We start from the raw sequence: 25,983 nt of genomic DNA, 5'->3' as shown, positions 1-25,983 counted from the left end.
CGACTACCGGCTGCGACCGCACCGACCGGCAGACGGATGGCCGGCCAGGGGCGAGCTCGTCCCGGGGACAGGTGGCGGCACACGTCCGGTCGGCGGCGGCCGCAACCGCCTCAGTCCCGGACGCCCGGCCCCGCGACGGACACCACGACCCTCAGTCCCCGACGCCCTGCACCGTCACCTGCGCCAGATCCAGCGCCGCCGCAACCAGGACCGCGATGCTCTCCGCGTACACCGCGTCCGGGCGCTCGAAGGCCGGGCGGTTCGGGCTGCGCAGGAACGTCAGCACGCCCAGCGTCCGCCCCCGGCTGCGGAGCACCGTGCACAGCGCATGCGCCGCGTCCACCGGCCACTGCCGCTGCGCCGCCCAGTCACCGGCCGCGGCCCCCGACCCTGCGCTGGCCCGCACCGAGCCGTTGCGCTCCGAAGCCTGGAACGCCGGGTGCCCCGGCGCGTACCGCACCGGCAGTCCACCGCCGCTCACCTGTGCGCACGGGCCCGGCGCTCCCGCCGGTGTCGCCGCCGCGCGTACCAGCCGCTCCCCGTCCGCCTCCGCCAGGTCGACCAGCGCATGGTCGGCGAATCCCGCCAGCGCGAAGTCCAGATAAGCGGTCGCCGCCTCCACCGGGTCCTCGCACTCCGCGGCCGCCCGCCCCGCCCGGTGCAGCTGACTCGACCGGAAACGCAGCCGGTCCGCCTCCTGCTCGGCAAGCTTCGCCTCGGTCACATCGTGGAACAGCCACCCCACGCCGAGCGGAACGGGCTCCTCGGTGAGCGGCGAGGCCAGCCGGACGAACCCGCTGCGCCAGCAGCGCCGCTGCCTGCCCTCAGCGGTGGCGACGGTCACCCACAACTCCACGAGCCCACGCGGCGCGCCTTCCGCGAGCACATGGTGCAGCGCGCCCTCCAGCTCCTCCAACCCCTGGACGACGAGCTCCCCGAGCGGCCGCCCGAGGGCGGTCGTACGCCCCGTGCCGAGCGCCCGCGCCGCATGCGTGTTGACGACGGCGGGCCGCAGATCCACATCGACCAGGACGACACCCCACGAGGCGTCGTCGAACAGTGCCTCGCTCAGCGCGATGGACCGCTCCAGATCGATCTGCGCGTGCACCTCGCTGAACGCGCAGTACACCCCGGCTGCCTTCCCGCCGGCGTCGAGCACCCGCGCCGACTGCGTCCGTACGAGGACCCGGCCGCCGTCCTTGCGCAGCAGCGCGAACTCGTGCACCTGCCGCCCCGGCCCGTCCATCGCGGCCATCAGCCGCCGCTGCACCTCCCCGGCATCGGCCCGGCGTACGGCCCATCCGGAGAACCCCCGCCGCCCGACGGCCTCCTCGGCCGACCACCCGAGAATCCGCTCGGCCTCACGGTTCCAGTGGGTGATGGTCCCGTCCGCATCCACGGCACAGAGCGCGGCATCCATCCCGTCCAGCAGGGCGGCCAGCAGATCGGACCCGGGCGGCCCGTCACGCCCCGGATCGCCGGGCCCGAGCGCGGCGTTGGTGGTCGTGTGTCTGGAAACAGTCATCCTGGACCCCCTGCAGGACGCGTCCGCGGGTGCTGATGCACGTCGGATCATTCAACTGGAACGTGACACAGGACACACGCGGTTCCGGGAAATCCCTGCCCGTCGAAATTTCGGTCGCCCTTAGCATGCCCGGCATGCTGATCGACAAGGCGCTGGCAGGCCTCGCCCGCAATCCCACCCTCCCCGAGAACCTGCTGCGGCGACTGCTGCACCACCGGGAGGCGTGCGGCGAGGCCGCGCACCGGCGCACCGATCTGACGGAGGAACTCGCTGACGAGATCCTCGCGTTCGACGACGACTGGCGCGCCCTGTCGCTGGCCTGCAACCGGGATCTGCCGCCGGGAACCCGCCTGAAGCTCGCCGCCCACAGCGACGACATGGTCCGCGGCGCACTCGCCTCCCGGGCCCAGGGGCCGCACGAGGAGGTGTTCACCCGGCTCGCGGACGACCCGTCGGCCACGGTGCGCACGGAACTGGTGAAGAACGACGGCACCCCGCCCGCCGTCCGCGGCCGCCTGGCCGACGACCCGGACCCGGCGGTACGCGCCGAGCTCGCCCAGTGGTGGGTGGAGGCGCCGGAGGACGTACGGCGCAAGCTGCTGACGGACGAGGACCCGAGCGTCCGGGCGGCGGCCTGCTCGACGTACTTCCGCCGGAGCCCCCACCCGGTCCCGCCCGCCGATCTGCATGCGGCCCTGCTCGCCGATCCGGTGACCAGGGCGGGGGTGGCCCGTCATGTGACCCTGGACCCGGCCACGGCGAAGGAGCTGGCGGCGGACCCGGACGAGGCGGTTCGCAAGGCCTTCGCCGCCCATCCCCAGCTCCCGCCGGACCTTCGGGATGTCCTGGCCCAGGACACCTCGGCTCCGGTCCGCGTGGAGATATTCCTTCGCGAGGACGCATCCGACGAGCAACGAGCGGCCATTCATGAGGAGTTGCGAGCCGGAGAAGACCGTATCGACACCTCGTTCGCGGTGGCCGAGGAGGACATTGGGTGCCAACTCGCCCTGATCGAGCTCACATCCCGGGACATTCCCTGGGTGACGGCCCGTCCCCTCCCCCATGTCACCTCCCCGTACGCCTGCTTCCGACGCGCGGCCGCAGGGAGCGACACCCTCCCGGCCGAGGCCGTCGAGAGGCTCCTCGACGACGAGGACAGGGACGTACGCGCCACGATGGCCGCCCACACCCCGGCCCTCTCCCCGGAGGCCGCCGAACGCGTCGAGCGCCGCCACAGGCGTAACCCCGAGCTCCGCGGCCGCCCCACCGACCACTTCACGTTCCCCGCCGAAGCGCTGCGCCGCTTCGCCACCGACCCGGACCCCCGGATGCGTGCCCTCGCGCCCCGCGACCCGGATCTGCCGCCCGCGCTCGCAGCACGCCTGTCGGCCGACGAGGACGTCCAGGTCCGCCTCGCGGTGGCCGCGCACCCCAAACTGCCGGTCACCGCCCTGCTCGCTCTGGTGGCGGACACGGACGAGGAAGAGTCCGTGATCAGGGCGGCGGCAGGCTCCCCGGCACTGCCCGTCACGGCGATGGAGGAGCTGCTCGCGGAAAGGGAGCTCTAAATCGGTTGAACCCGGCTCCACAGGTTTCTAGTGTGGGCCGTACGTCGAAAGGAGGTGATTCGGAAGATGATTTCTTTCCGGACCAGCGAGGTGACTGCGGGCTAACGGCCTGCCGTCGCACTCTGTGCACCTCGGCAGGCCGTCTGCCGAAATCCCAAGCAGTCACCCGACCCGTGGGCCGCCGGTAAGTCCGGCCGGCTTCCTCCGTCCCGCACGGCAGGAACCAAGGCCCACGGGTCGTCTGCGTTCCCCGACCGGGCGCCCGTCACGCCAGGCTCAGCTTCCCCGTCCGCTGCGACCGCGCCTCGCCCAGCCGCAGGATCACCGCCGCCGCTGCCAGCAGCACCGCACTCAGCACGCCGAGCCCCGCCAGTGTCAGGCCCAGCTCACCGAGCGTGCGGCCCTCCAGCAGGGCGCCGCGGACCGCGAGGAGGCTGCCCGTGAGGGGGAAGACCGCGCCCACGATCTGGATCAGGGCCGGCAGGGCGAAATTCGGGAGCCGGACGCCGGCGACGAACCAGAGGGGCTCGTCGAGGACCGTGTAGAGGAACGCCGAGTCGCGGGAGAACACCAGCAGGCTGTTGAGAAACGCTCCCCAGGCGACCGCCGGGATCAACAGGGCCAGGAAGACCACCGCGTACATCCACCAGGCCGAGACGGCGAGGGTCCCGAAGCCGGTGAGGGCCGCGAGGGTGAAGCAGGTCAGCAGCCAGGCGTTCTGGAGCAGCGCACCGGCGCCGTTGGCGATCATCAGGGTGAGGCGGCCGGCCGGGGAGAGGAAGAGCAGCTCCAGGGTGCCGGTGGTGCGCTCGAAGGAGAAGTGCCAGGCGGACTGGACGAGCGAGAAGAAGAACGCGTACGCGAGCGTGCCGGTGGCCAGGAAGGCGAGGAGGCGGTCGGGGTCGGCGGCCAGAGGCCAGTTCGCGGCCGCGGGGGACGCGGTGGCGACGGGGCGCAGCGTGTAGTAGGTGGTGGCGAGCTGGAGGAGCGGCCACACGAGCATGGAGAAGACGACGAGGGGCTGGCCGAAGAGTCTGCGGTGCTGCTTGAGCGATTCGGCGGCGAGGATGCGCAGGGCATGGCTCATGCCGGAGCCACCTCGGGGGTACGGCCGCCGGAACTCCCGCCGCCGGGCCTCCGGTTCTCGGAGTCCGTGTTCTCGGAGCCCCTGTCCTCGGGAGTGCGGTCCGCGAGCGTGAGGATCGCGTCCTCCAGGCTCGCCTCGGCGATCTCGAGGCCGCCGATGGTGCCTCCCGCCTCGACGAGCGCGGCGGCCAGCGGGCCCGCGATGTCGTCGGGGTGGCGCAGGGTGATCACCTCGCCGCCGTCGGCGCGGGGTTCTCGGGCAGCTCCGAAGGCTTCGGCCACGGCGGTCACCCGCTCGCCGGGGTTGGTGACGGTGATGCGTACGGTGCGGTGGCTGCCGGTCGCGGCCTTCAGCTCGGCGGGGCTGCCTTCGGCCAGGTGGCGGCCGCCGGAGATCACGTACACATGGCCGCAGAGTTCCTCCACCTCGGCGAGGTAGTGCGATGTCAGCAGCACACCGGTGCCGTCGACGGCGAGGCGGGCGACGACGCGGCGCAGATCGCGGGCGATGGGGGCGTCGAGGCCGAGGGTCGGTTCGTCGAGGAGCAGATAGTCCGGTTCGTTGATCAGACCGCGGGCGATGGCAAGACGCTGGGTCATGCCGCGCGAGTAGCGCTCGACCATGGTGTCGGCGGCGTCGGACAGGCCGACGAGGGCGAGGAGTTCATGGATGCGGCGGCGCAGCTGCGGCTTCGGTACGTCGTAGAGCTGGCCGAAGTACCAGAGGTTCTCGCGGCCGGTCATCCGCGTGTAGACCATGCGTTCGCCGCCGGCGATGAGATTGATGCGGCGCCGTACGGCGCGCGCGTCGGCGACGGTGTCGAGTCCGTCGACGGTCACCGTGCCCGAGGTGGGGCGCAGCAGGGTGGCGATGGTCTTGATGGTGGTGGTCTTGCCGGCGCCGTTGAGGCCGAGGAGTCCGGTGATCCGGCCCGGGGGGATGTCGAGGTCGAGCCCGTCGACGGCGGTCTTGCGGGTGCGGGGGCCGAGGATGCCCCTGTCGCGTACGGGGAACTCCTTGCGCAGCGCGCGGACCGCTATGCCCTGCATGTCCGTTGGTCCTTTCAGATCGGAAGGAGGCATCTCAGTGGGCCTTTTCGACGGCTCGGGCCTCGGCACGCGGCAGGTACTTCAGACCGAGGAACAGATGGACGGCGGTGAGCGCGGCGCAGACCCCGAGCCGGGGGGCCAGCTCGGCGAAGGTGTGTCCGCCGGTGAGCGATCCGTGCAGTACGTCCATGGCGGCCGTGGTGGGGAATGCCTCGGCGAGCCACTGGGCGGGGACGGGCAGGTAGTCGCGGGGGAAGGTGAAGCCGCACAGCAGCCCGAGCACGATGAAGACGGTGTTCTGGGAGATGTGCGCCTCGCCCGCGGCGATCATCACTCCGCCCAGCCCCACGGACAGCGCGAAGACCGCGCAGATGAGGGCGAGTGCTCCGGCGAGTGCGCCCAGTGGTGAGGCGATGGGGACCGAGATGCCCAGCAGTAGGAACACGATGCCGAGGGCGAGGAATTCGACGAGGCTGCTGAGGACGGCGAAGGCGGTGAATCCCAGCAGATAGGGAAACCGTCCGGCGGGCGCGATGAGCAGGGCGGCGAGCGTGCCCTGGCGTTGTTCGGTGATGAGCGCCTTGGCCGACCAGAGGATGAGACGGACGGTGAACTGGAAGGCGGTCGCGCCGACGGCGACGTAGGCGAGGTAGGCGGCGGCGCCGGTGCCGAAGTCGTCGCCGATGCGGCCGCCGCCGATGGCGTGGAAACCTAGGTACGCGAGCGAGATGGTGAGCGCGGCGGGCAGCACGGTGCCGACGGCGTAGGTCCATGGATAGGCGCGTCTGGTCATCTGCCAGGTGCGCCATGCGGTTGCCCAGGCTATGGGCACGATCCCTCCCCCTGAGAGCGAGTGAGTTTCCTTTGGGAACTTACCCTGGGTTTCTATCGGGAACTCACCGCATGACGCAAGATGGTTCCCTCCAGGAAGGAGCCGGACGATGGCCAGAGCAGTACCCGAGCGCGACGCCGCCTGCGCCGTCGCACAGGCCGCGGCCGTGGTCGGCGACTGGTGGAGCCTGCTGCTCGTACGGGAGACGGCCCGCGGCCGGCACCGTTTCGACGAGCTCCAGCATGAGCTCGACATCTCCCGCAAGGTGCTCACCGAACGCCTCACGCACCTGGTCGACAGCGGGATCCTGGAGAAGGTCCCGTATCAGCGGGGCCCGGTGCGCTACGAGTACCGGCTGACCGCCACCGGCCGCGCGCTGCTTCCCGTCCTGGTGTCACTGCAGGACTGGGCCGACCGCTGGCTGCTCGGCGACGGCACGCTCACCGCCTCCGCGGACGAGCACAGCGCCGAGGCCGTGCGGATGGCCGGCCTGCCCGGCACCCGGCTGCCGGGCATCACGCTGCCCGCGCACACCGGCGGCGATCTGGACCCCCTCGACGCGGACAGTGTCGCCACCGTGCTGTTCTGCTACCCGGCCACCGGGCGGCCGAGCCCGCTGCCGGACGGCTGGTCCGACATCCCCGGCACGGTCGGCTGCACCCTGGAGAACCGCCTCTTCAGGGACGCGTACGGCCAGTTCTTGGCGGCCGGCGTCGCCGTACGCGGTGTGAGCACCCAACGGCCGGACGAACAGCGGGAGTTCGCGAAGGCCGAGGACATCCCCTTCCCGCTGCTGTCCGACATGGACGCGCGGCTGTCGGCCGCACTGCGGCTGCCGACCTTCCGGGCGGGGCAGTCGCTGCGGCTCAAGCGCGCGGTGCTGGTGGTGGACCGGGAGCGCATCGTCCGCCATGTGCAGTTCCCGGTGACGGACATCCCGGCGGCGGTGACCACCGCTCTCGGGACGGCCCGGGATTTCTAGGGCCCGGCAGGATCCGGAAGAGAGGTCCTCAAGGCGCCAGGCGCTCGACGCTCCAGCCGCCCGGGCCCTGCTGGGTACGGACGTACCGCAGCCGGTCGTGCAGCCGGTTCTCGTGCCCCTGCCAGAACTCCACCGCGTCCGGTACGACCCGGATGCCGCCCCACTCCGGCGGCGCCGGCACCTGCTCGCCCTCCGGGTAGCGGGCGGCCAGCTCCTCGTACCCGCGCAGCAGCTCCTCGCGCGAGCCGATCACCGCGGACTGCTCGCTGGCCCAGGCACCTAGCTGGGAGCCGTGCGGGCGGGTACGGAAGTACGCGGCCGTCTCGTCGCGGCCGATGCGGGAGGCGATGCCGGTGACGATGATCTGGCGTGCCAGCGGGTGCCAGGGGAAGAGCAGGGAGACATACGGGTTGGCGTCGATCTCCCGGACCTTGCGCGAGCGGTAGTTGGTGAAGAACACGAAGCCGCGCTCGTCGTACTGCTTGAGCAGCACGGTCCTCGTCGACGGCCGCCCGTCGGGGGCAGCCGTGGCCACGACCATGGCGTTCGGCTCGAGCAGGGCGGCTGCCGCGGCCTCGGCGAACCAGCGGGCGAACTGGTCCATGGGCCCCGCGGCCAGCGTGGTCTCGTCGAGCGGCGTGGAGCGGTACTGCTCGCGCATGACGGCGGGGTCCGGTACGACGAGGTCGGTCTCGGCCGGGTCGGGCACGGCGAGGCCGGACACCGTCACATCGGCGGGGCCCGTCTTCGAAGGGGGGCCGGCGGCCGGATCCGGCTCGGACGGGTGCGGGGCGGCGTGATCGGTCACGGGGACATCCTGCCGCAGGGGCCGAGTTTGCCCGGCACGGAGTGCAGCCAATCCTCCTGGACCGAAATGGGGCACTGTGCCGGATGTCACGCTTCCCCGCATCAGCGGTACCCGCCAAAATCTTGGGTCGGGCCACTGTGGCCTCCATACAGCAGGGGATATCGTTCCTGCCTTCCCGGCGGTTGGGTGACCACCGGCCGTACGGGGCATCACCGGGGTGACCGACCCGTGTCTGTCGTACACATCTTGAGGAGCCGCCTGATGTCCGATTTCGTACCTGGACTCGAGGGAGTCGTCGCGTTCGAGACGGAGATCGCCGAACCGGACAAGGAGGGCGGCTCGCTGCGCTACCGGGGCGTCGACATCGAAGAGCTGGTGGGGCACGTCTCCTTCGGCAACGTATGGGGCCTGCTGGTCGACGGCGCGTTCAATCCCGGACTGCCACCCGCCGAGCCCTTCCCGATCCCCGTGCACTCCGGTGACATCCGGGTCGACGTGCAGTCGGCGCTGGCGATGCTCGCCCCCGTGTGGGGTCTGAAGCCCCTCCTCGACATCGACGAGGCCCAGGCCCGTGACGATCTCGCCCGCGCGGCCGTGATGGCGCTGTCCTACGTGGCCCAGAGTGCGCGCGGACAGGGTCTGCCGATGGTCCCGCAGAAGGAGATCGACAAGGCCCAGTCGGTCGTCGAGCGCTTCATGATCCGCTGGCGCGGCGAGCCGGACCCCAAGCACGTCAAGGCCGTCGACGCGTACTGGACCTCGGCAGCCGAGCACGGCATGAACGCCTCCACCTTCACCGCCCGCGTCATCGCCTCCACCGGCGCGGACGTGGCAGCCGCCCTCTCCGGAGCGGTGGGCGCCATGTCGGGGCCGCTGCACGGTGGCGCGCCGTCCCGGGTGCTCGGCATGATCGAGGCGATCGAGCGCACGGGTGACGCGACGGCGTACGTGAAGCAGGCACTCGACAAGGGCGAGCGGCTGATGGGCTTCGGCCACCGCGTCTACCGCGCCGAGGACCCGCGCGCCCGCGTACTGCGCCGCACCGCGAAGGAGCTGGGCGCGCCCCGCTTCGAGATCGCGGAGGCGCTGGAGAAGGCCGCCCTGGAGGAGCTGCACAACCGTCGCCCGGACCGGGTACTGGCGACCAATGTGGAGTTCTGGGCCGCGATCATGCTGGACTTCGCCGAGGTCCCGGCGCACATGTTCACGTCGATGTTCACCTGCGCCCGCACGGCGGGCTGGTCGGCACACATCCTGGAGCAGAAGCGCACCGGCCGCCTGGTGCGGCCCTCCGCGCGCTACATCGGGCCCGGCACGCGCAGCCCGCGCGAGATCCCGGGCTACGAGGACATCGCGGACTGACCGGCTGACACCCCGGTGACGGTGGGCGCGGCGGTGCTCCGCCCCCACCGTCATGTCCGCTCCGGGGTCACAGCTTGCCCCACACCACGACAGTGCGGTGGCCGCCCAGCTGCCGGCCGAGCTCCGCGACGAATTCCGGCCGGAACTCCGGCCAGTTCCAGAACTCCAGGCCCAGGTGCCCCAGGGCGAAGCAGCCGGGCTGCCAGATCCAGTCGGTGACCGGGACGTCGACAGCGCAGTGCCGGCACTCGACGTATCCCTCCCCCGTGGCGTGCCAGGCGCCGACGGCCGCCGAGAAGAGCTGCCACTCCTCGTCCCCGGCATCCGCGGCGTCCCCGTCACCGTGGGACAGCGCGTCGTCGGCCCACGGGTCGTCCTGTTCCTCGCCCCCGGGGCCGAACAGGGTGCGGCCCCCGCAGCCCGGGCAGTCGGCCCACTCGGCCTGGTCCTGCCCGCCGTGGAAGACGGTCCGCCCGGTCGTGACAGCCAACCCGTCCGACGGGTTCCCGTCGGAGTCCTCGGGAGCCGCCGTCCTGGCCCAGTGAGGGCCGGGCGGACGGACCGGCTGCCCGAACACGCAGTGGGTCTGCTCGGCGAGCACGATGCCCTCCGCCACCAGCCACGCGAGGGCTCGCTCCGCGAGTGCCTCGGCGTCCTCGGCCGTGGCATCGAGATCCACGATCGTCCGGAAGCGGTCGCCCATCAGAACTTGCCCATGTGCTGGGCGGTCCGGTGTCCCAGCTGCCGGCCGAACTCCGCGGCGAAGTCGTCCGTGAGCGGCGGCCAGCCCCAGAAGTCGAAGGCGAGGGCACCGAGGGCGAAGTTCATCTCCCACTCCCACTCGGTGACCGGAACCGAGGCGCCGCAGGCGGAGCAGTCGGCGCTGCCCTCGCCTGTCTCCTTCCAGGTGTCGATGGCGTCCCGGAAGGGCCGCCAGACCTCCTCGTCCGGCTCGCACGCCTCGGGGTAGTGGATGAACACGGTCCTGGTTTCGCAGCGCGGACAGTTCGCGTACTCCGCGTCGTCCTCGCCCTGACCTCCGACATGGTGGTCCCGCCCGACGATCACGGCCACCGGGGCCGGTATGTGGTCGTCGCCCCAGTCCTCCGCGGCGCGCGCCCAGTTCGGCCCGGGCACATGGCCCTCGTCCACCTGAAAGCTGTACATCGCGACATCGGACATCTCGCGGGTGAGCAGTCCCTCGGCGACCATCCAGCCGACCATCCGCTCCGCGAGTGCCGGGGCCTCCTCCTGGGACACCTCGACGTCGATGATGCGCTCGTAGTGGTCACCCATCGTCAGCCAATCCCTCCTCGATCAGTGCCGCCCACTGTGCCACCACCCTCCGACGGCGGGCGGCGTCATCGGTGAGGAGGTTGGCGAGCCCGAGGCCACGCGCCATGTCGAGCAGGCCCTGGACACTCTCGCGCACACCCGGGCGGGATTCGTCGGCGTTCAGCAGCCGTACCGCGATCCTATGGGTCTCGCGGCCGACCTTTGCCTCCAACTCCGTTACCCGCGGGCGTAGTTGATCCTCGTTGGAGGCGGCGACCCACAGGTGCAGCGCGGCCCGGAACAGCGGTCCCGTATAAAGGTCGACGAGGGCCCCGACGACAGCCGTACGGTCCTGGGTCGGCAGCGCCCGCAGCGCCTGCGAGCGCTCTTCGGCGACGTACTCGACCGCCGCCGTGAACAGGTCCTCGCGGGTGGGGAAGTGGTGCTGGGCCGCGCCCCGCGAGACTCCGGCCCGTTCGGCCACCACCGAAACGGTCGAGCCTGCCCAGCCGACCTCGGCCAGGCAGGCCACCGCAGCCTCCAGCAGCCGCTGCCGGGTCGCCCGGCTGCGGTCCTGCTTCGGCTCCTTTGCGGTGGAGGTCACCACACCCATGCGGGGTCCCGTCGTTCGAGGAAGGCCGTCATCCCTTCGCGCGCCTCGGCCGATGCGAACAGTGAGGCCGAACGCTGCACCAGGTCTTCGGCGTCCCGGTCGAAGGTCTCCAGCACCCTAGCCGCGACCAGTTGCTTCGATGCGGCCAGGCCTTGCGGTGAGCCCTTGCGCAGACCCGTGAGCAGCGGTGCGAGGGCGGCGTCCACATCGTCGCCGTCCGCGGCCAGCGTCAACAGCCCCGCGCGGACCGCCTCCGCCGCGCCGAAGCGCTCCCCGGTGAGGTAGTAGCGCTCGGCGGCCCGCGGGTCCATGCGCGGCAGCAGCGGCAGCGAGATCACGGCCGGGGCCACCCCGATCCGGACCTCGGTGAACGCGAAGTCCGAGCCCGCGGTGGCCGCCGCGATGTCACAGGCGCCGACCAGACCGAGGCCGCCGGCCCGCACATGACCCGCGATCCGGGCCACGACGGGCTTGGGCAGCGTGACGATCTGCCGCAGCAGCGCGACGAACGTGTACGGATTGGGCGGGTTCTTCAGATCCGCCCCGGCACTGAACGTCGTGCCGGTGTGCGTGAGCACCACTGCACGTACGGAGTCGTCCTTGGCGCAGCCGGCGAGCGCCTCGGCCAGCTCGCCGACGAGCCGCGCCGACAGGGCGTTGCGGCTGGCCGGCGAGTCCAGTGTCAAGGTGGTGATACCGCGTTCGTGCGCGGTCGCGACGAGCGTCACGTGCTCTCCTTCTCCCTGTCCCTCAGCTCCCGCCGCAGGATCTTTCCCGAGGCGGCGCGGGGGATGCCGCCGATGAACTCCACCCGGCGGACCCTCTTGTACGGTGCGACGCGTTCGGCGACGAACGCGAGCACATCGTCCTCGGTCAGATCGACGGCGTACGGCTGCTTCACGACATACGCCTTCGGGATCTCGTTGCCGTCCTCGTCGCACACCCCGACCACCGCGGCGTCCGCGATGGACTCGTGGGTGAGCAGCAGCGCCTCCAGATCGGCCGGGGCGACCTGGTAGCCCTTGTACTTGATGAGTTCCTTGACCCGGTCGACGACGAACAGCCAGCCGTCCGCGTCGACGCGCCCTATGTCGCCGGTGTGCACCCAGCCGTCGGCGTCGATCATCTCGGCGGTGGCCTCGGGCCGGCCGAGATAGCCCTTCATCACCTGCGGGCCACGGATCGCGACCTCGCCCTCCGCACCCCCGGCGACGTCCTTGCCGGAGCCGTCGAGGTCGAGTATCCGCATCTCGGTACCCGGGAGCAGCAGCCCCACCGCCCCCGCGGGCGGGTTCTCGGCCGACAGCGGCACCACATGGGTGCCGGGCGACAGCTCGGTCATGCCGTACGCCTGGCGCACCGGCGGCAGTCCGAGCCGCTCGGAGCAGGCCTCGGCGAGGCGGGCATCGAGCGGGGCCGCGGCGCTGACGATGTACTGCAGCGAGGAGAGGTCGTACTGCGCAACGGCCGGATGCTTGGCCAGTGCGAGAACGATCGGCGGGGCGACGTACAGGCCGTTGATCGCGTGTTCCTGGATCGCCGACAGGAAGGTGTCGAGCTCGAAGCGGGGCAGCACGACGACGGTGGCGCCATGGCGCAGCGGGGCGTTCATCAGGGCCGTGAGGCCGTAGATGTGGAAGAACGGCAGGACGGCGAGGATGCGGTCGCCAGGGTCCATCGGGATCACCGGGTAGAGCTGCGCCAGGTTGGTGGCGATGGAGCGGTGGGTGAGCATGACGCCTTTGGGCACGCCGGTGGTGCCCGAGGAGTACGGCAGGGCCGCGATGTCCTCGGACGGGTCGATGGTGATCCGTGGCTCCGGCTCGGTGGAAACGAACATGTCGAGGACGCTGACATGCCCGTCGGCCCGGTCGCAGACGAAGATCTCCTCGATGCCCGCGGCGAGTTCGGCGGCCCGGCGGGCGACTTCGAGCAGCGGTGAGACAGTGACGATCCAGCGGGCGGAGGAGTCGCGCAACTGCTTGGCGAACTCCTCCGCCGTGGCGAGCGGATGGACGGTGGTGACGGATGCGCCGGCGCGCGTGGCCCCGTAGAAGACGGCCGGGTAGGCGACCGTGTTGGGGCTGTGCAGCGCCAGCACATCGCCCTTGCGCAGGCCGGCCGAGGCGAGCGCGGCGGCGAACCGGCGGTGGAACAGGTCGAGTTGGCGGTAGGTGACGGTGGTGCCGTTCACCCCGTCGACGAGGGCGACCGTGTCACCGAACTCCGGCGCCCGGCCCAGTACGGCCTCATGGATGGGTTCTACGAGATCCGGGACATCCGCGTAGTTGCTGCGGAACACGCTGCTGTGCATCACCATGACAGCCCCCTCGGCGGTGTGTGGACGGCCAGAATGTCGTGTGTCAGTACGACTTGGGGAGACCCAGGGACTGGTGGGACACGAAGTTGAGGATCATCTCCCGGCTGACCGGGGCGATCCGGGAGACGCGGGCGGCGGTGATCAGGGAGGCCAGGCCGTACTCCCGGGTCAGCCCGTTGCCGCCGAGAGTGTGCACGGCCTGGTCGACGGCCTTCACGCAGGCTTCCCCGGCCGCGTACTTGGCCATGTTCGCGGCCTCGCCCGCACCGAGATCGTCGCCGGCGTCGTACAGGGCGGCGGCCTTCTGCATCATCAGCCGGGCCAGCTCCAGCTCGATGTGGGCCTGGGCGAGGGGGTGGGCGATGGCCTGGTGGGCGCCGATGGGCGCCTTCCAGACCTGCCGGGTCCTCGCGTAGTCGATGGCCCGGCCGAGTGCGTAACGGCCCATCCCGATGGCGAAGGCGGCGGTCATGATGCGCTCGGGGTTGAGCCCGGCGAACAGTTGGAGCAGTCCGGCGTCCTCTCCCGCCGGGGGCACCTCCCGGGCCGCCAGGCCCAGGGGGACTTCGGCGTGGGAGGTGCCCCCACCGACGAGCGCGTCGGCGGGCAACGACACGTCGTCGAGGACGAGCTCGAACTGCTTCTCCTGCGCCCGGAGTTCCATGTCGATCTGCGAACGATGGAAGCCGTCGGCGTCCCGGGGCACGATGAACAGGCAGGGCTTGAGCTTTCCGGTGCGGGCGTCCTCGGTGCGGCCCACGATGAGCGTCGCGTCGGCGATGTCGACGCCGGAGACGAAGACCTTGCGTCCGCTCAGGATCCAGCCGCCGTCCTCGGTCCTGCGGGCGGTGGTGGTGATCCGGTGGGAGTTCGATCCGGCGTCGGGCTCGGTGATGCCGAAGGCCATGGTGAGGGTGCCGTCGGCGAGGCCGGGCAGCCATGCGTGCTTCTGCTCCTCGGTCCCGAACCGGGCGATGACCGTGCCGCAGATGGCGGGTGAGACGACCATCATGAGGAGGGGACACCCGGCCGCACCCAGCTCCTCGAGAACGACGGACAGTTCGGCCATGCCGCCGCCTCCGCCGCCGTAGGCCTCGGGCAGGTTCACCCCGAGGTATCCGAGCTTGGCGGCCTCGCCCCACAACGTCTCGCGGTCGTGGTCCCGCCCGTGCCGGCGCCCGAGGGCGGCGACGGCCTCTCGCAGGGCCTTGATCTCCTGGCTCTCGATGGTGCTCATGATTCCTCGGCCTCCTGTACTTCCTGTGTGGCTACGCCGTTTCGTTGACGACGGCGAGCAGGGCACCGACCTCGACCTGACGGCCGGGGACGGCGTGGAGCGCGATGAGCGTGCCGGAGACGGGAGCGATGATCCTGTGCTCCATCTTCATGGCCTCCAGCCAGACGAGCGGCTGCCCTTGTTCGACACGGGCGCCTTCGACGAGCCCTTCCCCGACCCGCACGACGGTCCCGGGCATGGGCGCGAGCAGCGATCCGGGCTCGGCCCGGTCCGTCGGATCGGTGAAGCGGGGACGTACGGTGAGGCTGTGGGCGCCGGTGGGGCTGTCGACATGCACGGTGTCGCCGTACGCGGCGACGTCGAAGTTCCGTACGACACCGTCGATTTCGAGCGCTACGCGAGTGGCCGTCGCTGCCAGGACCCGCATCCCGGGTGCACCGAGCACCTCGAAACCGCCGTCGCGGGCGGGGCGGTAGCGGACCTCGTGCTCGCCGTAGGCCTTGACCTGGGGGGCGGAGGCAAGGTTCCGCCACGCGCCGATGCGCTGCGGCACGCCCGTGGCCTCACCCGTGGGCGACGGGTTGCCCCGCACCCCCTGGCCGCGACAGCTTCCACCGGTACGGGCCGCGGCGTCGGCCAGCGCGGCCGCGACGGCGGCGTGCTCCTGCCCCGGCGTCGGCCCGGTCAGCTCTTCGAGGTTGCGCTCGTAGAACCCGGTGTCGAGCCGGGCGGCCACGAAGTCCGGATGCTCCAGCGACCGTACGAGCAGGTCCCGGTTGGTGACGGGCCCGTGCACGCGGGCCCGTCGCAGGGTGTGCGCCAGCCTGCGCACGGCCGCCTCACGGGTGGGCCCCCAGGCGATGACCTTGGCGATCATTGGGTCGTAGTGGACGCCGATGACGTCGCCGCCGGCGTACCCGGTGTCCACGCGCACCCAGGGAGTGCCCCCGAAGGCATACCCGTCCGCGGCCCCCACGGGGCCGGCCTGCCTGGCTCCCTCGGAACCGCCCCGTCCGGGGGCCGCCCCGCCCGCGCGAGCCTCCGTGGCACCGGGGGCGCCGTCCACCTGCCCGTCAGTCGCGGTGCTCGGCGCCGGACCGCCGAAGACGTACGCTCCCGCACCACCCGGGCCAAAGGAGCCGTACCCGGCGGCCGAGGGGCGCAACGCCGGGGCGCCGGGGGTGGGGGCGACGTTGCCCGACACGCTCCCGGGCGTACGGGTGGGGAAGGACAGCGCGTGCAGCCGGCCCGCCTGCGGGGTCCAGCCCGTCGCGGGGTCCTCCGCGTAGAGGCGGGCCTCCACCGCGTGGCCGCGGGGCGCCGGCGGGGCCGGAGGCAGTGGCTCGCCCTCCGCGACCGCCAGCTGGAGCGCCACCAGGTCGAGGCCGAACACCGCTTCCGTCACCGGGTGTTCCACCTGGAGGCGTGTGTTCATCTCCAGGAAGTGCGCCCGGCCGTCCTCGTCGACCAGGAACTCGACCGTGCCCGCGCCCCGGTAGCCCACGGCTCGCGCCACGGAGACGGCCGACTCGTGCAGCGAGGCCACCAGGCCGGGTGCGAGGCCGGGTGCCGGGGACTCCTCGATGACCTTCTGGTGGCGGCGCTGCAGCGAGCAGTCCCGCGTCCCCAGCGCCCAGACCGCCCCGTACGCGTCCGCCAGGATCTGGACCTCCACATGCCGGCCCCGTTCGATGTACGGCTCGACGAACACCTCGCCGTCCCCGAAGGCGGACGTCGCTTCGGAGCGGGCGGCCTCCATCTCGCCGGGCAGTGCCTCGAGGGTGCGGACGACCCGCATACCGCGACCGCCGCCCCCCGCCGCCGCCTTCACCAGGACCGGGAGGTCGGACTCGGTCACGTCCGTCAGCGGCGCCAGCCCCATCAGCTCCTTGGCCCGCGTCTTGGACGCCATCGCCTCGATCGCGGCGGGCGGCGGCCCGATCCACACCAGACCCGCGTCCGCCACTTCGCGCGCGAACTCCGCGTTCTCGGACAGGAATCCGTACCCCGGGTGCACTGCGTCCGCGCCCGCCGCCTGTGCCGCCTTCACGATCAGGTCACCGCGCAGATAGGTCTCCGCGGGCGTCGCGCCCGGCAGCCGTACCGCCGCGTCCGCCTCCCGCACGTGCAGCGCGTCCGCATCCGCGTCCGAGTACACCGCGACCGTCGCGATCCCCAGTTCACGACAGGTACGGAAGACCCGGCAGGCGATCTCACCCCGGTTGGCGACAAGGACCGCAGAGATCATCGAAGTCATCGCAAAAGCCCTCACATCCGGAAGACGCCGAAGCCGCCGCGCGCGCCCTCGACCGGTGCCGTGTGGATCGCGGACAGGCACAGCCCCAGCACCGTCCGGGTGTCGCGCGGGTCGATGACCCCGTCGTCGTACAGCCGCCCGGACAGGAACATCGGCAGCGACTCCGCCTCGATCTGCTGCTCGACCATGGCCCGCAGTCCCGCGTCTGCCTCGTCGTCGTACGGCTGCCCCTTCGCCGCCGCCGACGCCCGCGCGACGATCGAGAGCACCCCGGCCAGCTGCTGCGGGCCCATCACCGCCGACTTGGCGCTGGGCCAGGCGAACAGGAACCGCGGGTCATAGGCGCGCCCGCACATGCCGTAGTGCCCGGCGCCGTACGACGCGCCCATCAGCACCGACAGATGCGGCACTCGGGAGTTCGACACCGCGTTGATCATCATCGCGCCGTGCTTGATGATGCCGCCCTGCTCGTACTCCTTGCCGACCATGTAGCCGGTGGTGTTGTGCAGGAACACCAGGGGCACATCACGCTGGTTGGCGAGCTGGATGAACTGTGCGGCCTTCTGCGACTCGGCGCTGAACAGCACGCCCTGCGCATTGGCCAGCACACCCACCGGGTAGCCGTGCAGCGACGCCCAGCCGGTCACCAGGCTCGGCCCGTACAGCGGCTTGAACTCGTCGAAGTCCGAGCCGTCGACGATCCGGGCGATCACCTCGCGTGGGTCGAACGGGGTCTTCAGATCAGGGGGAACGATCCCCAGCAGCTCTTCGGCCGCGTATTTCGGCGGCTCGGCCGGGCCGGGATCGGCATGCGCCTTGCGCCAGTTGAGACGGGCGACCACCCGGCGCGCCTGGCGCAGGGCATCCGCCTCGTCGAGCGCGAAGTAGTCCGCAAGACCCGACGCCCGCGCATGCATCTCCGCGCCGCCGAGCGACTCGTCGTCGCTCTCCTCACCGGTCGCCATCTTCACCAGCGGCGGTCCGCCGAGGAACACCTTCGACCGTTCCCTGATCATGATGGTGTGGTCGGACATTCCGGGCACGTACGCTCCGCCCGCCGTCGAGTTCCCGAACACCACCGCGATCGTCGGGATACCGGCCGCCGACAGCCGCGTCAGGTCCCGGAACAGTGCACCGCCGGGGATGAAGATCTCCTTCTGCGACGGCAGGTCCGCACCACCGGACTCGACGAGCGAGATCACCGGCAGCCGGTTGGCGTACGCGATCTCGTTGGCGCGCAGGGCCTTCTTCAGCGTCCACGGGTTGGACGCACCGCCGCGCACGGTCGGGTCGTTGGCCGTGATCAGGCACTCGACGCCCGCCACCACCCCGATGCCGGTCACCATGGAGGCGCCGACCGGGTAGTCGCTGCCCCAGGCCGCGAGCGGCGACAGCTCCAGGAACGGCGTGTCCGGGTCCAGCAGCAGCTCGACGCGCTCCCGGGCGAGCAGCTTGCCGCGCCCCCGGTGCCGGGCGACGTACTTCTCGCCGCCGCCCGCGAGCGCCTTGGCGTGCTCGGCGCCCAGCTCCTCGAGCCTGGCGAGCATCGCGTCGCGGTGGACGGCGTATTCGGGGCTCGTCGGATCGACGGCCGAGGCGAGCACGGTCACAGCACAACCTCCGGGATCACAGCACGACTTCCGGGATCACAGGACTGCCTCCGGGTTCAGGACCGCCTCCGGGACGTCGACATACCTCGAGCGCAGCCACTCGCCGAGCGCCTTCGCCTGCGGGTCGAAGCGGGCCTGCGAGGCGACGCCTTCGCCGAGAATCCCCTCGACCACGAAGTTCAGGGCCCGCAGATTCGGCAGCACGTGCCGTACGACGGGCAGTTCGGCGGTCTCGGGGAGCAGCGCGCGGAAGCGGTCCACGGTCAGTTCGTGGGCCAGCCAGCGCCACGCGTCGTCGGAACGTGCCCAGACGCCGACATTGGCGGACCCGCCCTTGTCGCCGCTGCGGGCGCCGGCGATCAGGCCGAGGGGCGCCGCGCGGCGCGGCCCGGGCGGGAGTGGCTCGGGCAGCACGCCCGGCTCCTGCCCTTCGGCCTCCGTGATCGGTACGGACGGTGGCTGGGCATCCCTCCCCGCGCCTCCGGCCGGGTGGACCCCCACCTCCCTCCTCTCCCCGTCCGGGAGCACGGCCGTGTGCGGCACCTCGTCCGCGGGGACGTACGCGGCCTCGAAGACTCCGTACGGCGCGCCCTTGCCGGGCGGGGCCGTCACATGGAAGCCGGGGTAGCTGCCGAGCGCGAGCTCGATCGCGGCGCCGCTCAGCGCGCGACCCACCCGCTCCGCGTCCGGGTCGCGCACGACGAGGCGCAGATATGCGCTGGCGCGTTCCTCGGTGTCGGCGTCGGTCGCCTCGGTACGGGCCAGTTCCCAGCGCACCTCGGCCGGCCGGTGCTTGCCGAGGGCTTCCTCCAGCTGGCCCTGCACCAGACGGGCCTTGGCCTCGATGTCGAGGCCGGTCAGCACGAACACGACCTCGTTGCGCCAGCCGCCGAGCCTGCCCAGGCCGACCTTGAAGGTGGACGGCGGGGCCTCGCCTCGCACGCCGTGGATGCGTACCCGGTCCGGGCCGTCCTGCTCCAGCCGTACGGTGTCGAGGCGGGCGGTCACCTCCGGGCCCGCGTACCGGGCGCCCCCGGTCTCGTACAGCAGCTGGGCGGTGACGGTGCCGACGTCGACGAGTCCGCCGGTGCCGGGGTGCTTGGTGATGACGGACGAGCCGTCGGCGTGGATCTCGGCCAGGGGGAAGCCGGGGCGGCGTACGTCGTGACCGCTGAAGAACGCGTAGTTGCCGCCGGTGGCCTGGGTGCCGCATTCGAGCACGTGCCCGGCGACGACCGCGCCGGCGAGGGCGTCGAGGTCGCCCGGCCCCCAGCCGAAGTGCGCGGCGGCGGGCCCGGTGACGAGGGCCGCGTCGGTGACCCGCCCGGTGACGACGACATCCGCCCCGGCCCGCAGACAGGCGGTGATCCCGGCTCCGCCGAGATAGGCGTTGGCGGTCAGCGCCTCGGGGAAGCGCCGGGCGAGGTCGTCGCCCTCGACATGGGCGACCCTCACCGGCACCCCGAGCCGGTCCGCCAGCTCACGGACGGCGTCGGCCAGTCCGGCGGGGTTGAGGCCGCCCGCGTTGGCGACGATCTTCACGCCGCGCTCGTGAGCAAGACCGAGAGTGTCCTCGAGCTGCTTGAGGAACGTCTTGGCGTACCCGAGCCGGGGGTCCTTGAGCCGGTCGCGCCCGAGGATGAGCATGGTCAGCTCGGCGAGGTAGTCCCCGGTGAGGATGTCGAGCGGTCCGCCGGTCAGCATCTCGCGCACGGCGTCGAACCGGTCCCCGTAGAAACCGGAGGCGTTCCCGATGCGCAGCGCCTTCGGGTGCGCGGCCACCGGGCGGGGCACGCCGACGACGTCGGGTGCACCGGTGGGAGCGGACGTGGCACCGTCCCCCGTGCCGGTCACGCGTCGCCTCCCCTGGCCGCACGGCCCTTCCCCGGCGGCCCCGCGAAGGCCTGGGCGATGTCCAGCCAGCGGTCCGCGTCCGCACCGTCCGCCCGCAGGGACAGGTCGGCGCGGTGGGCCCGCTGGGTGACCAGCAGGCAGAGGTCCAGCGCGGGACCGGTCACGGACTGCACCGCGTCCTCGGGGCCGTACGTCCACAACTGCCCGTCCGGACCCGTCAGTTCCACCCGGAAGGGCTCCGCGGGTGGCGTCAGGCCGTGCACACCGAACGCGAAGTCCCGGGTCCGCACCCCGAGCCAGGCCACATGTGCGAGCCGCGCCGTCGGCGGGCGTACGACCCCGAGTGCGTCCGAGACGTCCTGGCCGTGCGCCCAGGTCTCCATCAGTCGGGCGGTCGCCATCGACGCGGCGCTCATCGGCGGCCCGTACCAGGGGAAACGGCTCCCCGCCGGGGCCTCGCGCAGAGCCTGCTGGAGCCGTTCGCGGCCCTGACGCCAGCGGGCCAGCAGCGCGGCCGGCGGCAGCGCGGCGCCCGCTTCCGCGCCCTCGTCGACGAAGGAGTCCGGCGCGACGAGCGCCTTCTCGACCTCGGCGGCGAAGCCCTCCGGGTCGGTGACCGCGATCAACGCGGCCCGGTCCGTCCAGGCGAGATGGGCGATCTGGTGGGCGACGCTCCAGCCCGCCGCGGGCGTCGGGGACGCCCACTGCCCGGGACTCAGCTCGCCGACCAGCTGGTCGAGTTCGTCGCTTTCGCTGCGCAAGTCGTCGAGTACGACGGCCGGATCGGACACGATGCGCTCCCTCGGGGGCACTGCGTTGGGCACGGGGCCTCCTGCCGAAGACCAGGGGACGTGTGCCCCGGAGCATGGCAGCGCATCGAGAAACAAGCAAGCATGCTTGCTTTGGTTTTTACGGCTTTCCGGCCACCTGTGTCCGCACGGCACCCATGCTCGCCGCGATGACCAGCACGATCGCCAAACCCTCGGCCGGCGAAAGGGCTTGATGCAGCACGAGGAATCCGGCCGTCGCCGCGACCGCCGGCTCCAGGCTCATCAGCACCGCGAACGTCGCCGCGGGCAGCCTGCGCAGCGCCAGCAGCTCCAGCGTGTACGGCAGCACCGACGACATCAGCGCGACGGCGAGCCCGAGCCCGAGCGTGCTCGGCACCAGCAGCGCGGCCCCGGCCTCCCAGATGCCCAGCGGCAGGGACAGCAACGCGCCGGCGCCCATCGCCAGCGCCAGCCCGTCGGCCTGCGGGAACCGCCGCCCGGTGCGGGCGCTGAACACGATGTACGCCGCCCACATCCCGCCCGCGGCCAGCGCGAACAGCGCGCCCACCGGGTCGAGCCGGTCGAAGCCGCCGCCGCTGAGCAGGACCACTCCGGCGAGCGCGAGCGCGGCCCACAGCAGGTTCACCAGCCGCCGCGAGACGATCACCGACAGGGCGAGCGGGCCGAGGACCTCCAGGGTGACGGCCGCGCCCAGGGGGATGCGGTCGACGGCCTGGTAGAAGAGCACGTTCATGGCGGCCATGGCGACGCCGAAGGTGACGACCGTGCCCCAGTCGTCGCGCGAGTGCCCGCGCAGCCGGGGGCGGCAGACGGCGAGCAGGACGAGCGCGGCGAGTACGAGCCGCAGCGTGACGACACCGAGGGCGCCGGCCCGGGGCATCAGCAGGACGGCGATGGCCGCACCGAACTGCACGGACAGCGCCCCGGCAACCACAAGCGCCACGGGCCCGAGCGAACGCCGGGCAGGGCCGGCGCCCTCCTGGCCGCCCAGCGCACCGGCGGCCTCGGGCAAGGCGACGGACGCCCCAGCGACCTCGGACACCTGCCCGTTGCTCACCGCAAACTCCTCGCTGCACGTCTCCCTGCTCACGCTCCTACGCTACGGACCAGCACGCCACCCGTGAAATGCCGTTCTCTCTGCGGTTATGCTCTACGCGTATGAGCATCGAGCTGCGTCACCTGCGTTGCTTTCTCGCCATCGCCGAGGAGTCCAGCGTCACCAGGGCCGCGGCCCGGCTGAACCTCACCCAGCCCAGCGTCTCCCGCGCACTCGCCGCCCTGGAGAAGCAGCTGGGCACCCGCCTCGTGGACCGCTCCACACACCATCTGGAACTGACCGCCGACGGCCGGGCGTTCCGTGACAAGGCGTCCGCGGCCGTCGCCGCCTTCGACGAGGCACTCGACACGGGGCGGCTGCGCCGCCGGCCGCTGCGGCTCGGTCACGCGTGGTCCGCCCTCGGGCCGTACACCACGCCGCTGCTTCGCCGGTGGGAACGCGAGCACCCGGACACCCCGCTGGAACTCCTGCGCATCGACGACCGCACGGCCGGGCTCACCCGTGGCGAGGTCGACGCGGCCGTGCTGCGCGGCGCGGTCGACACGCCCGGCCTGGTCACCGAGCTGCTGTTCACCGAGCCCCGTGTCGCGGCGGTGACCGCCGACGGAACCCTCGCGGCCCGCGCTTCGCTCACCCTCGCCGACCTGGCGGCCGAGCCCGTCGTGCTGAACACCGTCTCCGGGATGACGACCCCGGATCTCTGGCCGGCCGGCGCCCGTCCCACCACCACGCTCACCGTCAGCAACACCGACGACTGGCTCACCGCGATCGCCGCGGGCCGGGGCGTGGGCGTCTCCGCGGCCTCCACCGCCGAGATGCACGCCAATCCGGGCGTCGCCTACCGCCCGCTGACGGACACCCCACCGGTCCCGGTCCTCCTCGTTCGGCGAACGAAGGCCCCGCACCCGGCGATCCCCGCCCTGGTGGCCCTCGCCCGTGAGGTCGCCGCCTGACGCCGCCCGGCCGCGGCGCCCGGCGAGGTCGCCGGTCGTACGCCCCTCGGTGACCATGGAGTCCAGAGAGCTCATCGGCAGGAGATGCCCATGGTGCACACCGACGTACTGGTCGTGGGGGCGGGCCCGGTCGGGCTGACGGCAGCCGTGGAGCTGCGGCGGCGCGGTGTCGACTGCCGCATCGTCGACCGGCTCCCGTCCCGGCTGCCGTTCGCGAAGGCGGTGGGCATCCAGCCCCGGACCCTGGAGATCTGGGATCGGATGGGCCTGGCACGTGCGGCCCTGGACGCCGCGGTGCCGATGCGGGGGCAGCTGCTCTACGTCAACGGCACCGAGCGGATGCGCATCGACCTCGAACTCCCGCCCGAGGTCCCGTACGGCTTCGCCGTGCTCCCGCAGTACGAGACCGAGCGGCTCCTCGATGACCACCTCGCCCGTTGGGACACCCGGATCGAGCGAGGCACCGAGCTGGTGTCGTTCGAGCAGGACGCCGACGGGGTCACGAGCCGGCTCACGACGTCCACGGGCGACGAGCAGGAGCTCCGGTCCCGCTACCTGATCGGCTGCGACGGGGCGCACAGCGTCGTCCGCAGGACCCTTGGCCTCGCTTTCGAGGGCAGCGCGTTCCCGGAGGAGTACATGCTGGGGGACGTCGAGGTGGACTGGAGCCTGCCGCCTGGCTACAGCGTGCGCTCCCTGCACCGGAGCGACGGAAAGACCGACGACATCCTGGTCTGCATCCCTCTCCCCGGACGTTCCCGCTACCGCATGTCCATGCCAGTTCCGCCCGAGCTCTCCACCCAGGGGCAGCGGGGCGGCGGCGAGATCGCCCACGGACTGGAGGGCGGCCGCGCACCGGGGCTCGCGCACATCCAGGCGGTCCTCGACCGGCTCTCGCCTCAGCCGACCACCGCCTCGGCCATGCGCTGGTCCTCCGTCTTCCGCATCAGCCACCGGCTGGTGGACCGCTATGCGGACGACCGGGTCTTCGTCGCCGGGGACGCCGCACACATCCACCCGCCGACGGGTGCGCAGGGCATGAACACCGGTATCCAGGACGCGTACAACCTGGCCTGGAAGCTCACGCTCGCACTCGCGGGCACGGCGAACCCGGGGCTGCTGGACAGCTACGACGCCGAGCGCCGGCCCGTGGGCGAAGAGGTGGTGGGCCGCACGGTCCGGCACGCGGTCGAAGGCATCCAGACCGACCCCGAGGATCCGGCGACCCTCATGATGCGGGAGGCCCAACTGCTCGTCGCCTACCCCGACAGCCCGATCGTGGGGCCGGACAGCCCGGTGGCGGACGGTGTCCGGTCCGGCGACCGGGCTCCGGACTGCGGCGGCCTGGTCGGCGACATCGCCACGTTCCCGATGCGCCTGTACGACCTGCTCCGCGACCGCGACCATGTGCTGCTGCTGTACGCGGACGACGAGGAGGCGGCGGCGGGGTTCGGCGAACTGGCCGCCTCCGCACGGCAGCTGGCGCACGGACGTATGGACGCCTGTGCCGTGCTCGCCGCCGATGTGCCGGCCGGCGGCGATCCGGGGCTGCCCGTCGTCCACGACAGCCGCGGCGAGTTCCGCCGCGGGTACCACGCCCAGGGGTCGACGGCGTTCCTGATCCGGCCCGACGGCTACGTGGGCGTGCGGCAGTCCCCGGCGGCGCGCCCGGAGTTGGCCGCACACCTCGCGGGCGTGTTCCGTACCTGACCGCCGCAGCGGTCAGGCATACGGCACGACCGCGCCGTCCCCACCGACCGCACCGACCGCACCGACCGCACCGACCGCACCGACCGCACCGAGAGCCCGGTCGGTCCCCCGCGTGCGACAGACGCGCACCGGGCGAGCCCCGCCCTCATGGCCCTGGTCCGCGCGCTCCCGGCGGGGCCGACGTCGCCCGGCCCCGCCGGGAGCGTCGGTAGCCTTGGCCGATGAGGCAGCCCCGGCTCATCGCCACCGATCTGGACGGCACGCTCCTGCGCAGGGACGGCACTTTTTCCCGGCGCACACTGCGCGCCCTGCGCACCGCCACCGACGCCGGCGCGGACGTCGTTTTCGTGACCGCCCGGCCGCCCCGGTTCGTCGACCTTCTGACCGCCGCCACGACCGGGCTCGTCGGGACGGCGGTGTGCAGCAATGGCGCGCTGGTGTACGACCTCGCGACCCGCACCGTCACCGCGTCCCGTGCTCTGCCCCTCACCGTTGCCCGCGAGGTGGCCGTCGCGATCTCGGCCGCCGCCCCCGGGCTGGGTTTCGCCGTGGAGACGGGTCACCGGGTCCTGTACGAGCCGGCCTACGGGCTGCGTTTTCCCGGGGTCCCCGAGGCCGAGGTCGCCGTCTCGTCGCTCGCGGACCTGTGGCTGGTGGATGTACCCATCGTGCAACTGCTCGCCTGGTCGACACAGTTCGACGCGGACGGGCTGCTGGCGATCGCGGAGGATTCCGCGGGCGGCGCGGCACAGTTCACCCACTCCGGCGGTCGCGGCCTGCTGGAGATCAGTGCACCGGGCGTCACCAAGGCGGACACGCTCTCGGCGCTGTGCGGCGAGAGCGGCATCAGCGCCGACGAAGTCGTCGCCTTCGGCGACATGCCCAACGACCTGGCGATCCTGCGCTGGGCGGGCACCGGATACGCGATGGGCAACGCCCATCCGGCCGTGCTCTCGTCCGTACCCCTGCACACGGGGACCAACGAGGAGGACGGTGTGGCCGAGGTCCTCGAACGCCTCTACGGCCGGGGGTGAGCGGGCCCGGGGTTCAGCGCGCAGGGGCGAACGCACGGTCGCGGTGCCCGGCCGAAGCC

At 72.2% G+C, this 25,983-nt stretch carries 22 protein-coding genes; 6 read left to right on the top strand and 16 right to left on the bottom strand.

Features of this window, described 5'->3' with window-relative positions:
* Positions 1-151: 151 nt before the first annotated feature.
* Positions 152-1,525 carry a PAS domain-containing protein gene (locus tag ACFYWI_RS12175; protein ID WP_389229361.1) on the bottom strand — a complete coding sequence of 458 codons (1,374 nt, stop codon included), beginning with the start codon at positions 1,523-1,525 and terminating at the stop codon, positions 152-154.
* A 134-nt stretch (positions 1,526-1,659) separates the two neighbouring features.
* On the opposite strand from ACFYWI_RS12175, the gene ACFYWI_RS12170 reads away from it, so the two are divergent.
* Positions 1,660-3,093, top strand: coding sequence for a hypothetical protein (locus ACFYWI_RS12170; RefSeq protein ID WP_389229358.1), 1,434 nt, complete (start codon positions 1,660-1,662; stop codon positions 3,091-3,093).
* Between the two features lie 265 nt (positions 3,094-3,358).
* Here the strand turns inward: ACFYWI_RS12170 and ACFYWI_RS12165 are convergent, their stop codons facing one another.
* From ACFYWI_RS12165 to ACFYWI_RS12155, 3 genes are read right to left on the bottom strand one after another with little or no spacing between them, the layout of a single operon-like run.
* A complete protein-coding gene (locus ACFYWI_RS12165; RefSeq protein WP_389229355.1) occupies positions 3,359-4,180 on the bottom strand; it encodes an ABC transporter permease in 822 nt (273 codons plus the stop codon).
* Positions 4,177-5,229: an ABC transporter ATP-binding protein gene (locus ACFYWI_RS12160; RefSeq protein ID WP_389229352.1), complete on the bottom strand. Its 1,053-nt coding sequence runs from the start codon at positions 5,227-5,229 to the stop codon at positions 4,177-4,179. The genes ACFYWI_RS12165 and ACFYWI_RS12160 overlap by 4 nt, the downstream gene beginning before the upstream one ends.
* Before the next feature lie 34 nt (positions 5,230-5,263).
* Positions 5,264-6,061 carry an ABC transporter permease gene (locus ACFYWI_RS12155; RefSeq protein WP_389229349.1) on the bottom strand — a complete coding sequence of 266 codons (798 nt, stop codon included), beginning with the start codon at positions 6,059-6,061 and terminating at the stop codon, positions 5,264-5,266.
* A gap of 109 nt (positions 6,062-6,170) precedes the next feature.
* Between ACFYWI_RS12155 and ACFYWI_RS12150 the strand changes: the two genes are divergently transcribed.
* Positions 6,171-7,043, top strand: coding sequence for a winged helix-turn-helix transcriptional regulator (locus ACFYWI_RS12150; RefSeq protein ID WP_389229346.1), 873 nt, complete (start codon positions 6,171-6,173; stop codon positions 7,041-7,043).
* A gap of 28 nt (positions 7,044-7,071) precedes the next feature.
* On the opposite strand, the gene pdxH is transcribed toward ACFYWI_RS12150, so the two are convergent.
* Positions 7,072-7,704, bottom strand: coding sequence for a pyridoxamine 5'-phosphate oxidase (gene pdxH, locus ACFYWI_RS12145; RefSeq protein ID WP_389230045.1), 633 nt, complete (start codon positions 7,702-7,704; stop codon positions 7,072-7,074).
* 408 nt (positions 7,705-8,112) lie between these two features.
* Between pdxH and ACFYWI_RS12140 the strand changes: the two genes are divergently transcribed.
* Positions 8,113-9,213 carry a citrate synthase 2 gene (locus ACFYWI_RS12140; RefSeq protein ID WP_389229343.1) on the top strand — a complete coding sequence of 367 codons (1,101 nt, stop codon included), beginning with the start codon at positions 8,113-8,115 and terminating at the stop codon, positions 9,211-9,213.
* Between the two features lie 67 nt (positions 9,214-9,280).
* Here the strand turns inward: ACFYWI_RS12140 and ACFYWI_RS12135 are convergent, their stop codons facing one another.
* The 11 genes from ACFYWI_RS12135 to ACFYWI_RS12085 all read right to left on the bottom strand — a co-directional run bounded on the left by ACFYWI_RS12135 (position 9,281) and on the right by ACFYWI_RS12085 (position 22,212).
* Complete coding sequence (locus ACFYWI_RS12135) at positions 9,281-9,916, bottom strand: hypothetical protein (protein ID WP_389229340.1); 636 nt, start codon at positions 9,914-9,916, stop codon at positions 9,281-9,283.
* Positions 9,916-10,509 carry a hypothetical protein gene (locus ACFYWI_RS12130; protein ID WP_389229337.1) on the bottom strand — a complete coding sequence of 198 codons (594 nt, stop codon included), beginning with the start codon at positions 10,507-10,509 and terminating at the stop codon, positions 9,916-9,918. Before ACFYWI_RS12130 ends, ACFYWI_RS12135 begins: the two co-directional genes overlap by 1 nt.
* Positions 10,502-11,101 (bottom strand): TetR/AcrR family transcriptional regulator, encoded by a 600-nt coding sequence (locus tag ACFYWI_RS12125; RefSeq protein ID WP_389229334.1) that lies wholly within the window; start codon positions 11,099-11,101, stop codon positions 10,502-10,504. The genes ACFYWI_RS12130 and ACFYWI_RS12125 overlap by 8 nt, the downstream gene beginning before the upstream one ends.
* The gene (locus ACFYWI_RS12120; RefSeq protein WP_389229331.1) at positions 11,089-11,829 is read right to left on the bottom strand and encodes an enoyl-CoA hydratase family protein; all 741 of its coding nucleotides are present in this window, start codon (positions 11,827-11,829) and stop codon (positions 11,089-11,091) included. The genes ACFYWI_RS12125 and ACFYWI_RS12120 overlap by 13 nt, the downstream gene beginning before the upstream one ends.
* Positions 11,826-13,421 carry a 4-coumarate--CoA ligase family protein gene (locus ACFYWI_RS12115; RefSeq protein WP_389229328.1) on the bottom strand — a complete coding sequence of 532 codons (1,596 nt, stop codon included), beginning with the start codon at positions 13,419-13,421 and terminating at the stop codon, positions 11,826-11,828. Before ACFYWI_RS12115 ends, ACFYWI_RS12120 begins: the two co-directional genes overlap by 4 nt.
* 43 nt (positions 13,422-13,464) lie before the next feature.
* A complete protein-coding gene (locus tag ACFYWI_RS12110; protein ID WP_389229325.1) occupies positions 13,465-14,658 on the bottom strand; it encodes an acyl-CoA dehydrogenase family protein in 1,194 nt (397 codons plus the stop codon).
* Between the two features lie 31 nt (positions 14,659-14,689).
* Entirely contained in the window at positions 14,690-16,906 is a 2,217-nt protein-coding gene (locus ACFYWI_RS12105; protein ID WP_389229322.1) for an acetyl/propionyl/methylcrotonyl-CoA carboxylase subunit alpha, read from the bottom strand.
* A gap of 20 nt (positions 16,907-16,926) precedes the next feature.
* Entirely contained in the window at positions 16,927-18,525 is a 1,599-nt protein-coding gene (locus ACFYWI_RS12100) for an acyl-CoA carboxylase subunit beta (RefSeq protein ID WP_389229319.1), read from the bottom strand.
* A 36-nt stretch (positions 18,526-18,561) separates the two neighbouring features.
* The gene (locus tag ACFYWI_RS12095; protein WP_389230042.1) at positions 18,562-20,319 is read right to left on the bottom strand and encodes an acyclic terpene utilization AtuA family protein; all 1,758 of its coding nucleotides are present in this window, start codon (positions 20,317-20,319) and stop codon (positions 18,562-18,564) included.
* Between the two features lie 56 nt (positions 20,320-20,375).
* Complete coding sequence (locus tag ACFYWI_RS12090; protein ID WP_389230039.1) at positions 20,376-21,170, bottom strand: TIGR03084 family metal-binding protein; 795 nt, start codon at positions 21,168-21,170, stop codon at positions 20,376-20,378.
* Between the two features lie 118 nt (positions 21,171-21,288).
* Entirely contained in the window at positions 21,289-22,212 is a 924-nt protein-coding gene (locus tag ACFYWI_RS12085) for a DMT family transporter (protein WP_389230036.1), read from the bottom strand.
* 116 nt (positions 22,213-22,328) lie between these two features.
* Between ACFYWI_RS12085 and ACFYWI_RS12080 the strand changes: the two genes are divergently transcribed.
* The 3 genes from ACFYWI_RS12080 (at position 22,329) to ACFYWI_RS12070 (ending at position 25,924) form a co-directional block, all read left to right on the top strand.
* Complete coding sequence (locus ACFYWI_RS12080) at positions 22,329-23,180, top strand: LysR family transcriptional regulator (RefSeq protein WP_389229316.1); 852 nt, start codon at positions 22,329-22,331, stop codon at positions 23,178-23,180.
* A gap of 90 nt (positions 23,181-23,270) precedes the next feature.
* Positions 23,271-24,890 (top strand): FAD-dependent monooxygenase, encoded by a 1,620-nt coding sequence (locus ACFYWI_RS12075; protein ID WP_389229313.1) that lies wholly within the window; start codon positions 23,271-23,273, stop codon positions 24,888-24,890.
* A gap of 221 nt (positions 24,891-25,111) precedes the next feature.
* Positions 25,112-25,924: an HAD family hydrolase gene (locus ACFYWI_RS12070; protein WP_389229310.1), complete on the top strand. Its 813-nt coding sequence runs from the start codon at positions 25,112-25,114 to the stop codon at positions 25,922-25,924.
* Positions 25,925-25,983 lie beyond the last annotated feature (59 nt).

Source organism: Streptomyces sp. NPDC002889, from assembly GCF_042888425.1.
In the GTDB taxonomy this organism is placed as follows: domain Bacteria; phylum Actinomycetota; class Actinomycetes; order Streptomycetales; family Streptomycetaceae; genus Streptomyces.
The sequence above is the reverse complement of the archived record's forward strand: the minus strand, read 5'-3'. Positions and strand labels throughout refer to the sequence as shown.

Bases quoted from the DNA above. Each gene is read 5' to 3' on its own strand.
- ACFYWI_RS12105 (WP_389229322.1), bottom strand. From the start codon at position 16,906: ATGATCTCTGCGGTCCTTGTCGCCAACCGGGGTGAGATCGCCTGCCGG.
- ACFYWI_RS12175 (WP_389229361.1), bottom strand. From the start codon at position 1,525: ATGACTGTTTCCAGACACACGACCACCAACGCCGCGCTCGGGCCCGGC.
- ACFYWI_RS12110 (WP_389229325.1), bottom strand. From the start codon at position 14,658: ATGAGCACCATCGAGAGCCAGGAGATCAAGGCCCTGCGAGAGGCCGTC.
- ACFYWI_RS12130 (WP_389229337.1), bottom strand. From the start codon at position 10,509: ATGGGTGACCACTACGAGCGCATCATCGACGTCGAGGTGTCCCAGGAG.
- ACFYWI_RS12165 (WP_389229355.1), bottom strand. From the start codon at position 4,180: ATGAGCCATGCCCTGCGCATCCTCGCCGCCGAATCGCTCAAGCAGCAC.
- ACFYWI_RS12125 (WP_389229334.1), bottom strand. From the start codon at position 11,101: ATGGGTGTGGTGACCTCCACCGCAAAGGAGCCGAAGCAGGACCGCAGC.
- ACFYWI_RS12150 (WP_389229346.1), top strand. From the start codon at position 6,171: ATGGCCAGAGCAGTACCCGAGCGCGACGCCGCCTGCGCCGTCGCACAG.
- ACFYWI_RS12075 (WP_389229313.1), top strand. From the start codon at position 23,271: ATGGTGCACACCGACGTACTGGTCGTGGGGGCGGGCCCGGTCGGGCTG.
- ACFYWI_RS12135 (WP_389229340.1), bottom strand. From the start codon at position 9,916: ATGGGCGACCGCTTCCGGACGATCGTGGATCTCGATGCCACGGCCGAG.
- ACFYWI_RS12170 (WP_389229358.1), top strand. From the start codon at position 1,660: ATGCTGATCGACAAGGCGCTGGCAGGCCTCGCCCGCAATCCCACCCTC.
- ACFYWI_RS12115 (WP_389229328.1), bottom strand. From the start codon at position 13,421: ATGGTGATGCACAGCAGCGTGTTCCGCAGCAACTACGCGGATGTCCCG.
- ACFYWI_RS12160 (WP_389229352.1), bottom strand. From the start codon at position 5,229: ATGCAGGGCATAGCGGTCCGCGCGCTGCGCAAGGAGTTCCCCGTACGC.
- ACFYWI_RS12070 (WP_389229310.1), top strand. From the start codon at position 25,112: ATGAGGCAGCCCCGGCTCATCGCCACCGATCTGGACGGCACGCTCCTG.
- ACFYWI_RS12140 (WP_389229343.1), top strand. From the start codon at position 8,113: ATGTCCGATTTCGTACCTGGACTCGAGGGAGTCGTCGCGTTCGAGACG.
- pdxH (WP_389230045.1), bottom strand. From the start codon at position 7,704: ATGCGCGAGCAGTACCGCTCCACGCCGCTCGACGAGACCACGCTGGCC.
- ACFYWI_RS12080 (WP_389229316.1), top strand. From the start codon at position 22,329: ATGAGCATCGAGCTGCGTCACCTGCGTTGCTTTCTCGCCATCGCCGAG.